We start from the raw sequence: 12,083 nt of genomic DNA on the forward strand, positions 1-12,083 counted from the left end.
GTTAATAGTAAAGTCAGTATCTGCTAATAAAGGCCCGACAAAGTTAGTGCTTATAGAAAGTAAACGACGGCTTTGATCTACCTGTTGACGAACCGCTTGATACAATAATGCAGCTGATAACCCCCCAAAAGCTGTTCTGCCCTGGCACCAATTAGCTGGAAATTGCATAGACGTTGATGACGATTCTGGTGATAATTTGCCTATTTGTGCTGCTCGTTCTAGTAATTGTTCAAAGTGCATAACACTTCCTTTTAAAGTATTTGTGTTTTTATAGCACACAAAATCTTGTCAGACCAGTTGTCGGCGGAGACAAAAACAGGCTAAAAACTGGCAATCCACATACTTTGTAAGGCTATTTGCAAAATAAATTACAAAAAATGCCTTTTTTTTTATTTTTACAGTTGAATTCAGTATCTGGCATCCCTATTAACTAGTCATCGAACGTAATAATGAATTTGAAGTTGGAGAATATTCATGGGTAGAATTATTGGAATTGACTTAGGTACTACTAACTCTTGTGTAGCAGTACTAGACGGTGATAAAGCACGCGTAATTGAAAACGCGGAAGGCGATCGCACAACACCATCGATCATTGCGTATACGCAAGACGGTGAAACCTTAGTTGGTCAGCCGGCTAAACGACAAGCAGTGACAAACCCAACTAATACAGTATATGCAATTAAGCGTTTAATTGGTCGTCGTTTTGAGGACGAAGAAGTACAACGCGATATCGGCATCATGCCATTTCAAATTATCAAAGCTGACAATGGTGATGCTTGGGTAGAAGCCGGCGGTGAAAAACGCGCAGCTCCTCAAGTTTCAGCTGAAATTTTGAAAAAAATGAAAAAGACTGCCGAAGATTTCTTAGGCGAAGAAGTAACAGCAGCAGTAATCACTGTTCCTGCTTACTTTAATGATTCACAACGTCAAGCAACTAAAGATGCTGGCCGTATTGCAGGTCTTGAAGTTAAACGTATCATCAATGAGCCTACTGCCGCTGCACTTGCTTACGGTATGGACAAAAACAAAGGTGAAAACGTTGTTGCAGTATACGACTTAGGTGGCGGTACTTTCGATTTATCAATCATTGAAATTGATGAAGTAGAAGGCGAGCATACATTTGAAGTACTTGCGACTAACGGTGATACACACTTAGGTGGTGAAGATTTCGATAACCGCGTTATCAACTACCTAGTAGCTGAATTCAAAAAAGACCAAGGAATTGATTTAAAAACTGATCCTTTGGCGATGCAGCGTGTTAAAGAAGCTGCTGAAAAAGCTAAAATTGAATTATCATCAGCGCAATCTACAGAAGTTAATCTTCCATATGTAACGGCTGATGCTAGTGGTCCTAAGCACATGAACGTGAAACTAACACGTGCCAAGCTAGAGTCGCTAGTTGAAGACTTAGTAACTAAGTCAATTGAACCACTTAAGCGTGCACTTGCTGATGCTGATTTATCAGTAAATGATATCAACGACATTATTCTAGTGGGTGGTCAAACACGTATGCCACTAGTACAGAAAACGGTTGCTGATTTCTTTGGTAAAGACCCACGTAAAGACGTTAACCCTGATGAAGCTGTTGCAGTAGGCGCGGCAATTCAAGGTGGTGTATTAGCTGGTGACGTAAATGATGTATTATTACTAGACGTTTCTCCGTTATCACTAGGTATCGAGACTATGGGCTCGGTAATGACAGCACTAATTGAGAAGAATACGACGATTCCTACTAAGAAATCGCAAACTTTCTCAACAGCAGAAGATAACCAATCTGCAGTAACAATTCATGTGTTACAAGGTGAGCGTAAACGTTCAAGCGATAACAAGTCTCTAGGTCAATTTAACCTAGAAGGCATTCGTCCTGCACAACGTGGTACTCCACAAATCGAAGTAACATTTGATGTTGATGCGGATGGTATCTTACATGTATCTGCTAAAGATAAAGATACAGGTAAAGAGCAAAAAATCACGATTCAAGCATCTTCAGGTCTAAGCGATGATGAAGTTGAAAAAATGGTTCGTGACGCAGAAGCACATGCTGAAGACGATAAGAAATTTGAAGAGCTAGTAGCTGCTCGTAACCAAGGTGATGCAATGGTTCACGGCACGCGTAAGCAAATCGAAGAAGCGGGCGATGCGTTACCAAGTGAAGACAAAGAAGCGATTGAAGCGGCTGTTGTTGACCTAGAAGCAGCAATTAAAGACGGCGATAAAGAAGAAATCGAAGCGAAAACACAAGCGCTTGCTGAGAAATCTCAAAAGCTAATGGAAATTGCGCAAGCGAAAGCCCAACAAAGCGAAGGCGACGCGGGTGCAGAGCAACAAGAATCAGCTAAGCAAGATGATGATGTTGTAGATGCAGAGTTCGAAGAAGTAAAAGACGACAAGTAATTGTTGTTACCGCTTCTGCCTAGCTTAAATTATGGTGCGAGCCACGGATTTAAGTTAGGATGAATGATTGAGGCGCGTAAGCTAATAGCTTGACGCGCCTTTTGCATGTATATAGATGGTAAATTGGTATAAGTCGATATCATTTATCGGTTTATCAAACAGCGATATGAATGAGTAAAATCAATCATGCTGTAGCAAGAAAAGAGTAGTGTGATAGATATGTCAAAAAGCGATTATTATGAAGTTCTCGGCGTAAGCAAAGATGCGAGTGAACGAGACATCAAAAAAGCGTATAAACGCTTAGCGATGAAATATCATCCAGACCGTACCGCGGGTGATAAAGATCTTGAAACAAAATTCAAGGAAGTAAAAGACGCATACGAAGTACTTACCGATCCGCAAAAACGCCAAATGTATGACCAATACGGCCATGCAGCATTTGATCAAAATGGCGGTGGCGGCCATGGTGGTTTTGGCGGCGGTGGCCAAGGTGACTTTGGTGACATCTTTGGTGACGTGTTCGGTGATATATTTGGCGGCGGTGGTGGTCGACGTCAGTCTCGACAACAACGTGGTGCTGATTTACGCTACAACATGGACTTAAGCTTAGAAGATGCTGTTCGTGGTAAAGAGACTGAAATTAAAGTACCTACTTGGGTTGGTTGTGAACCATGTGATGGTAGCGGTGCTAAAGCAGGCTCTAAACCTAAAACATGTACTACGTGTCACGGTGCTGGCCAAGTGCAAATGCGCCAAGGTTTTTTTGCTGTACAACAAACTTGTCCAACCTGTCAGGGGACCGGTCAAATTATCTCTGATCCATGTAATAATTGCCATGGTCAAGGGCGTGTTGAGAAAACTAAAATTCTATCGGTTAAAATTCCAGCTGGAGTTGATACTGGTGACCGTATTCGTTTATCGGGTGAAGGTGAAGCCGGTATGCATGGCGCACCGGCTGGAGATTTGTACGTGCAAGTCTCTGTGCGCGAGCATCGTATCTTTGAGCGAGATGGTAATAACTTATATTGTGAAGTACCGATTGGCTTTACTACCGCAGCGTTAGGGGGAGAAATTGAAGTACCAACCCTTGATGGCCGTGCTAAGTTAAAGATCCCAACTGAAAGTCAAACCGGTAAAATGTTCCGTATGCGTGGTAAAGGCGTTAAGTCTGTACGCAGTGGTGCCGTTGGTGATTTGATTTGTAAAGTGGTGATTGAAACACCGGTTAACTTAAATGAGCGCCAGCGTGAGCTACTTGAAGAGCTTGAAGTTAGCATGGGTAAGGATGGCTCTAAAAACCGTCCAAAAGAAAAAGGCTTTTTTGATGGTGTAAAAAAGTTCTTTGATGACCTAACTAAGTAACGTTTTAGTTATGTTCAAAAAATGGTGCCAATTGGCACCATTTTTTATATTTAGTGCTGTTTTAGTGATCAAAGAACAATGAGTATTGTCAGCTTTGTATGACACAAATATGCTCAAAGTTTCTGAATATACAGATTACTTCTGCTCAGGTTATTTAAAACCTGATACTAATCTTATTAAATGGCAGTGGTGCATTAGCTCAAATATTTCGCTAATTGTTAAACATTTATCAATTTGGCTCTGCGTAATTGTTAATATCAAAGCGAATACTGTGGCTTGGTTATTTTCTTTTACATACTTATCGATATGATAATTAGTCTCACTTGCATGATTGAATAATCGGCGTAAAATCAGTGCCATTGATGTATTTAATAAATGAGATGGCATGTTAACGCTCGACAAATTAGTAATTGGCCAACATGGCTCTGTGGTAAGTATTGATCCCGATGCGAGTTTGTTACGTCAAAAGTTACTTGCTATGGGTTTAACGCCGGGTGCCCCGGTACATGTATTACGCTTTTCTCCTTTTGGCGATCCTATGATTGTTAAAGTTCGTGGCACTGTCCTGAGTCTTCGCAAAGCTGAAGCAAAATCAATTAATTTGGAACTCGCAGTATGAATCCAAACATTGCCGTAATCGGCAACCCCAACTGTGGTAAAACAACACTCTTCAATGCTTTAACTGGTAGCAAACAAAAAGTAGGTAATTGGTCAGGTGTGACTATCGACAAAAAAATTGGTCAATTTAAAGTGGGCGATCAAAGTGTTGATTTAGTGGATTTACCAGGCACTTATTCTTTGGATGTTAATGCACAAACACCTTTAGATGAAAAAATTGCCCGTGATTATGCACTTAGTGGTGAATCACAACTGATCATTAATATTATTGACGCATCAAATCTAGAGCGTAACTTATATCTCACAGCGCAGTTACTGGAGATGAAAGTACCACTGGTAGTCGTATTAAACATGGTAGATGTGGCAAAGCGAAATGGTTTAACAACCGATCCTAAAGCACTTGAAAAACGCCTTGGATGCCCTGTAGTTGCACTCAGTGCGAATAATAAAAAAGACATTAGCGCCTTAAAAGATTGTATTGCGCAAGGCCTAAAATTTAAGAAAATATCATCACAGCAACCTAACTATGATAAAAAAATAACCCAAGCGGTAGATAACATCACTGCCAGCTTAGCAGAGCATAGCGAACCTTTAAATAACGTTGATAGTCAGTGGCTTGCACTGAGGTTACTAGAGCAAGACGAAAGCTGTTTTGGTTATGCTGATCAACATACGTTATTAGTGGCAAAAACAGAGTTTTCACAATTTGCGGATCAACATGAACTCGATGTATTGTTTGCAAATGGCCGTTATGAATTTGCCAACCAACTTGCCGAGTTGACTCAAAACAGCAAAGGGATCGCCAGTGAAACCATTAGCGATAAAATTGATGCTATAGTGATCAACCGCTTTTTAGGCATTCCAATTTTCCTTGGTATTATGTATTTAATGTTCACCATTGCGGTCAATGTTGGTGGTGCGTTTATAGATTTTTTTGATATCGGTGTAGGCGCCATTTTAGTTGACGGCTTTGGCCAGTTATTAACATCATTAGGCTCTCCTGATTGGCTACGCGCCTTACTTGCCGACGGTTTAGGCGGTGGTATTCAACTTGTAGCTACCTTTATTCCTGTTATTGGATTTTTATACTTCTGTTTAGCTTTTATTGAAGACTCAGGCTACATGGCGCGAGCAGCATTTATTATGGATAGGTTAATGCGCGCCATTGGCTTACCGGGTAAAGCGTTTGTGCCTTTAATTGTTGGTTTTGGTTGTAATGTACCGTCAGTAATGGCAACGCGCACCTTAGAAACTCATAAAGACCGTTTACTGACTATTGCTATGTCACCATTTATGTCATGTGGCGCACGTTTGAGCGTGTATGCGTTGTTTGTGGCGGCATTTTTTACAACCAATGGCCAAAACTTAGTATTCGCCTTGTATATCTTGGGTATCGTAATGGCGGTATTAACAGGCTTAGTGCTGAAAAATACTTTGTTTACACCTACTTTAACACCGTTTATTTTAGAGTTACCTGCTTATCATATGCCAACTGCAAAAGGTGTACTCTATAAAGCCTGGGAGCGATTAAAAAGCTTTTGTTTACGCGCGGGTAAAACAATTATTATGGTGTTTGTAATTTTAAAAATATTAAGCTCAATTGGTACCGATTTTACCTTTGGCAATGATAATACAGATAAATCAATGCTCAGCGAAATTTCTAAAATTGCAACGCCCGCTTTTTCGCCAATTGGGGTAGAGCAAGACAACTGGCCTGCAACCGTGGGTATCTTTACGGGTGTATTTGCTAAAGAAGCAGTGGTGGGTACATTAGACAGCTTATATTCAAATCTAGATGGTGCAACCTCTGCGAATAATGAGAAGGTTAATGTACTCAACAAAGTCGGTGAAGCATTTGCTAGTGTGCCTGCTAATCTAACCGATGTGTTTACTAATTTACTTGATCCCCTAGGTTTAAATGTTACTAATGTGAGTGACCAAACTAGTGCTGCGGCTGATCAAGAAGTCAATATTTCTACCTTTACTACCATGGAAAACCTATTTAGTAGTCAGTTGGCTGCCTTTAGTTATTTAGTCTTTGTTCTATTATACACACCGTGCGTGGCGGTAATGGGTGCAATGTACCGTGAAGCAGGGATGAAATGGATGCTATTCGTGGCTACGTGGTCAACAGGCCTTGCTTATATTACCGCTTCAGTGGTTTATCAAGTTGGTAACTTTAAGCAATCACCTATGTTCTCAGCATTTTGGCTACTTGGTTGTGCTGTGGTGGTTGCCTTAGCAATTAGCACAATGCGCATTTATGGCAAAAAAATGGCTGCAAAGAGTCGTTTGATCCCTGTTGTTAATATTATTTAGCGAATACCTTTAATTGTTAAAAAGAGTACTCTGGTACTCTTTTTTTTGCTAGTTTAAAACTGCTAATAATTAATTGGGGAGCGCTAAGTATGACACCGGCAACACAGCTTTTAAAAAAACATCAAGCGAGCTTTGAATTACTCAGCTATGAGCATGACGCCAATGCGAAAAGTTTTGGTTTAGAGGCTGTTGAGAAACTGGATTTGCCCGCAGAGCAAGTGTTTAAAACCTTAGTGCTTGAAACGAACGCGCAGCAGTTAATAGTGGCAGTCATTCCGGTGACAAGGCAAGTTAATATGAAGTTATTAGCAAAAGCGTGCGGCGCTAAGAAAGTACAAATGGCAGCAGCACAAAAAGTAGAAAATAGCACCGGTTATATTCTCGGTGGTGTGAGCCCGCTTGGACAAAAAAAGCGTCTAACGACTTATCTTCATAAAAGTGCGGCAGAATTTACGACAATTTACGTCAGTGCGGGCAAGCGTGGTCTCGAAATATCCTTGCGTCCTACGGATCTCGTTTCGTTGTGTAATGCTAAACTCGCTGAGTTTTAGGCGAAAAAATACCTCTTTAGATTAAATTTCATGCTTTATACGCTAATTCAGCGTACATATGTAATCTTTTTTATTCAATGGCTTAACTATCCCAACAAAAAGTAAATTGAAAAAATGTTAAAAAAACTGGTTGGACCAATTGATCTATTGTTCATTTTATGACGTAATGTAGGTATTATTGTCTGGTCGGATGAGTTGATTATGAGTTTACGTACAAAATTAAAAAAAGTTTTACCAAGTATTTCTATCACTGAACAAGAAGCCCTTGATGCGGGTGATGTGTGGTTAGAAGGCTCTATTTACCAAGGTAAGCCTGATTTCAACGCACTTCGCGCAGTCCCTGCTGCTGTATTAAGCGCAGATGAACAAGCATTTATCGACGGCCCATTACAAGAGCTATTGGGTATGATAGACGAAACTGAAATTCAAAACGGTATTCACTTACCTGAATACATTTTAGATTTTCTGAAAAAAGAACGTTTTTTTTCATTGATTATCCCTAAATCGTTTGGTGGTCTAGAATTTAGCCCATATGCAAATTCAACTATTGTTGGCACAATCGCAACTAAAAGTTCTGCGGTTGCGGTAACTGTAATGGTGCCTAACTCATTAGGTCCGGGTGAGTTACTACTGCACTTTGGTACTAAAGAGCAGCAAGCACATTATTTACCACGCCTAGCCAATGGCCGTGACATTCCATGTTTTGCACTCACTAGCCCAGAAGCAGGCTCTGATGCAGGTGGCATTCCAGATTTAGGCACAGTGACTAAAGGCATGTACAACGGCGAAGAAGTACTTGGTCTTGAGATCACTTGGGACAAGCGTTATATCACCCTTGCGCCAATTGCCACCGTGCTTGGTTTAGCATTTAAAGTGGTGGATCCAAATGGCTTGCTAGGTGGTAAAGAAAACCTCGGTATTACGTGTGCACTTATTCCAAAAGAGCACCCAGGTGTTGAACTTGGTAATCGCCATGATCCAATGGGTATTCGTTTTTACAACGGTACTACGCGTGGCAACAAAGTATTTGTACCAATGGACTTCATTATTGGTGGTCAAAAGAACATCGGTCGTGGCTGGCAAATGCTGGTTAGCTGTTTAGGCGCTGGCCGTGGTATTTCATTACCTGCATTAGGTGTTAGTTCATCGCAAGTGGCATTTAAAAGCGCTGCTGAATATGCAGCAGTTCGTGAACAATTTGGTTTGGCTATAGGTCAGTTTGAAGGTATTCAAGAAAAACTCGCTGATATTGCAGGTAAAACATACCTACAAGAAGCAATGCGTGTACTTACAACCGAAGGTTTAGGCATGGGCTTAAAGCCATCGGTTGTGACTGCAATTGCAAAATATCACATGACTGAAATTGGTCGCGACGTGCTTGACTCAGCAATGGATATTCAAGCTGGTAAAGCAATTCAGAACGGCCCGCAAAATACGTTAGCAAGCGGCTATGTTGCACAGCCAATTGCCATCACCGTTGAAGGTGCCAACATTCTTACACGTAACTTGATGATCTTTGGCCAAGGTGTAATGCGTTGTCACCCGTATTTACAATCGATGGTTGAATCTATCCATAGTGAAGATAAAAATGCGGATAAAGAATTTAACCGTATTTTACGCAAAACAGTCGGTTATAGCGTAGCAAATAGCTTACGCGCATTTCGCTTAGGCGTTCTACCATTTACCGCAGGCGCAGAATCATCATTTCCAGAAGTACGCGAGTATGAAAAAGCAGCACACAAACTATCTGCAAAATTAGCAGTATACGCTGACTTCTCTTTACTGGTACTAGGCGGCAAACTTAAGCAAGCAGAAATGCTATCAGCCCGTTTAGGCGATGTAATGAGCTTTTTATATGCTGCTATGGCATCAATTAAATATTATGAGCAAAAAGTGGCAAGCAGTGAACGCGAGCAAGCCGCGCCGTATTTCCATTACGCAACCCGTTTTGCACTTCAAAGCGCTGAAGAAGCATTACATAAGTTTTTAGATAATTTCCCAGCTAGTGGCACACGTAAGTTTATGCGTTTTATTACTATGAACTACTCAACTAAAATGCCAAAAATTAGCGATGACTTAATTCGCGAATTAGCTACACAAGCGCAACTTGATACGGCATTTAAAAAGCAAATTACCCATTTAGTTAAACCTATTGAGGGGGATGGCCATTACATTAACGAACAAGCATATAAAGCAAAAATGGAGTGTTTAGATTTACTTGCGAAGGTTAAAAAAGCCTTGCGTAGTAAAGCTATCAAACCAGGTGTACGTTTTGCTACTACGCTAGATAATGCTTTGGTTGGTAATATTATTACCGAAAAAGAGTACGCAAAACTAATTGATTACAACATCAAACGTGAACGCGCTATTCGTGTAGATGAGTTTGATTTTGATATGAACTTACTTGACGAAAACGCACAGCCAGTGAATCCACTGAAGAGTGTTGTTAATCAGTAATATTTAACTTAATTCAACAATGTAAGCGCCCAGCAGTTCGGGCGCTTTTTTCTTGTCAATAAAAGGCGTGTATCACTTACTTTTGGAAAGCTCGTGACGATTAACAGTTTGTATAGCAACCGATGTATTTTTGGTTTACCTAGGAATTTCGTGCCCTAATAATGCTACGCGTTTGAACTTATAGGCACTCATAACATGCTTTTATGAGATGCTGCATACGTTTGCCACAAATGCTTCTATCATGCTTATCTGGTCGATGAAAACTTTCAGTAACATAAGCAAACGAAAGTTTGTTGTCGGGATCTGAAAAACCAACAGATCCGCCCATCCCCATATGGCCAAAATTGTTTTTATTTGGACCAAATGAGCAAAACTCAGGTGAATTAAGCATAAAGCCAGCCGCCATCCTCCAATGAGTTTTTGATGCTTTTTCAATACCAGAAAAAATGCATTCTTTAAGCGTATTAACCTGGCACTTAGGTAGCAAGGTTTGGTTTTTTAATTGTCCATCATTGGCCAAAAAGGCATAAAGTTTCGCCATCCCTTGAGCCGTAGAGTAACCATTTACTGCTGGGATGCTAGACGTAGCCCAAGCATGTGAGTTGGGGTGGTAATCTTTATTACAGGGGCGGAAAAATTGGCATTGCCAAAATGGCAGTTTGGGCAACCACTTACTAAAAAAAGTTAATTTCGAAGGAGTAAAGTCAGGGTAATCCCGTATAGTTCTGTATATTATCCCTTGGCGTTGAGCTAAACCTGATTCTATACCAAATGGTTCTGCAATGTTTTCATAAAAAAACTGTGATGGTGATATACCGCTTACTCTATAAACCAACTCTCCTAATATATGGCCATAGGTTAAGGCATGGTAGGCAATTTCTTGCCCAGGCTTAAAAATAGACTGCGCGTTTTGTATGTTTTTTATGCTTTGTTGCCAATTGAATATATCCCCATCTTTACCATTAAAATGACACGGTAAACCTGCTGTGTGCGCTAATACCATTTTAATGGTGATAGTTTCCTTACTATTTTTAGCAAATTCAGGCCAATATTGGGAAACAGGCGCATCAATATCTAGTTGTTTACGCGCAGCAAGAATATGAATACACGTTGCTAGAAAAGCTTTTGAACATGACATAATAGGTACGTAATCATTTTTGTTCCAGTCAGGAGAGTTCATTTGTTTGGCATTTGCGTATAGGTGAGCAACTTTGTTTCCTCTATGATAAACACAAACAGCTGCTCCAGTCTCATTCAGTTGATTGAAAATATCTAAAAAAGCACTTTTTAAAGAGTTAAACTGTGGCGAAGTAAAACCTTGTAAGTTAATAGTATTACCCATGAGTAACTCCATTTAAAATTGGAAGCTAAGTGTTAGACCGAGCTGCTTAGGTTTAATATAGCTGGCGAGCTGTCCACCAGGCATACTGATCATGAATTGTTGAGCACGTTTATCAGTAATATTTTTACCCCATAATGAAAGCTTCCAATTCTGCTCATAACTAAATGTCAGGTTGGCATCATATTGATTATAACTGGGTTGGTGATAATTCCCGGCAAAATCTAGTGGCATTTCCCCTACATGTAACCATACAAAGGAAATATCAAATAGCATTGAATCAGATATCACCTGTGTAAAATTAAGGGTGTTGTTTATATTTTGAGTTGGGGTATAAGGTACAGAGTCGTTTACTTGAATACCAGTTTTATTGGAACCGCAAGCATCGCAATCTTGTATGTGTGCATTATGCTTACCCGCGGTAATTTGCCAAGTTAATTGCTCTGTTAAATTACTAAACCAAATAAAATCAAATCCTTGGCTTTGAACTTTATCGACTTCTATGACTTCACTAATACCATAAGGTGAAAGTTCAAAATGTTGGTAGCCATCTACGGTTGTATTAAACCAGGTGATTTCAAAATGTGAATTTAATGAATGTAAGTCTGCTTTATAACCAAACTCGTAATTTGAACTTAACTCTGGTTGGTAGTTAGTTCCAGTGCCGGTACGAGATAATGTCGTTACATCGATGCTTTCATTAAGCCAGCTACTACCCGCGCTTAAATATCCTTCACCATAACTAAAATAGATATGTTGATGATCAGTGAGTTGGTAATTAAGCGCGGCTTTAGATAAAAAACGAGAGTCTGATTGACTGTGTAAACCTTGAGTTTTGACACTGGGAGTGGCTATCGCAGGGTTTTCATATTCGGTTATGGCAGTAATATCCTCTTTAAAGTAACGTGTACCAAATTGTAGAACAGTATGATCGAATAACTGCCAGTTAACATCAAAGTAGGCTAGTGATGTCGTTCTTTCAATATCCGCCAACACAGATGTTATTAGTAAAGGGTATTTATTTTGTCCTTTTTGAATATTAT

Annotated in this window: 10 protein-coding genes; 6 read left to right on the plus strand and 4 right to left on the minus strand. The window is 40.1% G+C overall.

Features of this window, described 5'->3' with window-relative positions; genetic code table 11:
• Positions 1-240, minus strand: a 240-nt coding sequence (locus ACT3RM_RS14585; RefSeq protein ID WP_444511400.1) for an acyl-CoA thioesterase domain-containing protein, incomplete at its 3' end; no start/stop codon positions are given.
• 234 nt (positions 241-474) lie between these two features.
• Here ACT3RM_RS14585 and dnaK point away from each other — a divergent pair.
• The gene (gene dnaK, locus ACT3RM_RS14590) at positions 475-2,394 is read left to right on the plus strand and encodes a molecular chaperone DnaK (protein ID WP_441836341.1); all 1,920 of its coding nucleotides are present in this window, start codon (positions 475-477) and stop codon (positions 2,392-2,394) included.
• Positions 2,395-2,613: 219 nt separating this feature from the next.
• Positions 2,614-3,756 carry a molecular chaperone DnaJ gene (gene dnaJ / locus ACT3RM_RS14595; RefSeq protein WP_441836340.1) on the plus strand — a complete coding sequence of 381 codons (1,143 nt, stop codon included), beginning with the start codon at positions 2,614-2,616 and terminating at the stop codon, positions 3,754-3,756.
• Positions 3,757-3,906: 150 nt separating this feature from the next.
• On the opposite strand, the gene ACT3RM_RS14600 is transcribed toward dnaJ, so the two are convergent.
• Complete coding sequence (locus tag ACT3RM_RS14600; RefSeq protein WP_444511401.1) at positions 3,907-4,143, minus strand: hypothetical protein; 237 nt, start codon at positions 4,141-4,143, stop codon at positions 3,907-3,909.
• On the opposite strand from ACT3RM_RS14600, the gene ACT3RM_RS14605 reads away from it, so the two are divergent.
• The 4 genes from ACT3RM_RS14605 to ACT3RM_RS14620 all read left to right on the plus strand — a co-directional run bounded on the left by ACT3RM_RS14605 (position 4,142) and on the right by ACT3RM_RS14620 (position 9,701).
• Positions 4,142-4,375: a FeoA family protein gene (locus tag ACT3RM_RS14605; RefSeq protein WP_192541244.1), complete on the plus strand. Its 234-nt coding sequence runs from the start codon at positions 4,142-4,144 to the stop codon at positions 4,373-4,375. The two genes, ACT3RM_RS14600 and ACT3RM_RS14605, sit on opposite strands and share 2 nt — an antisense overlap.
• Positions 4,372-6,693 (plus strand): Fe(2+) transporter permease subunit FeoB, encoded by a 2,322-nt coding sequence (gene feoB / locus ACT3RM_RS14610; RefSeq protein ID WP_192541245.1) that lies wholly within the window; start codon positions 4,372-4,374, stop codon positions 6,691-6,693. Before ACT3RM_RS14605 ends, feoB begins: the two co-directional genes overlap by 4 nt.
• Positions 6,694-6,782: 89 nt before the next feature.
• Positions 6,783-7,244 (plus strand): Cys-tRNA(Pro) deacylase, encoded by a 462-nt coding sequence (ybaK, locus tag ACT3RM_RS14615; RefSeq protein WP_192541246.1) that lies wholly within the window; start codon positions 6,783-6,785, stop codon positions 7,242-7,244.
• 201 nt (positions 7,245-7,445) lie between these two features.
• Entirely contained in the window at positions 7,446-9,701 is a 2,256-nt protein-coding gene (locus ACT3RM_RS14620; protein ID WP_192541247.1) for an acyl-CoA dehydrogenase, read from the plus strand.
• A 178-nt stretch (positions 9,702-9,879) separates the two neighbouring features.
• On the opposite strand, the gene ACT3RM_RS14625 is transcribed toward ACT3RM_RS14620, so the two are convergent.
• Positions 9,880-11,043, minus strand: coding sequence for a serine hydrolase domain-containing protein (locus ACT3RM_RS14625; protein WP_192541248.1), 1,164 nt, complete (start codon positions 11,041-11,043; stop codon positions 9,880-9,882).
• A gap of 12 nt (positions 11,044-11,055) precedes the next feature.
• Positions 11,056-12,083, minus strand: a 1,028-nt coding sequence (locus tag ACT3RM_RS14630) for a TonB-dependent receptor domain-containing protein (RefSeq protein WP_444511402.1), incomplete at its 5' end; no start/stop codon positions are given.

It is taken from the genome of Pseudoalteromonas sp. AOP7-A1-14 (genome assembly GCF_052376275.1).
Taxonomy (GTDB): domain Bacteria; phylum Pseudomonadota; class Gammaproteobacteria; order Enterobacterales; family Alteromonadaceae; genus Pseudoalteromonas.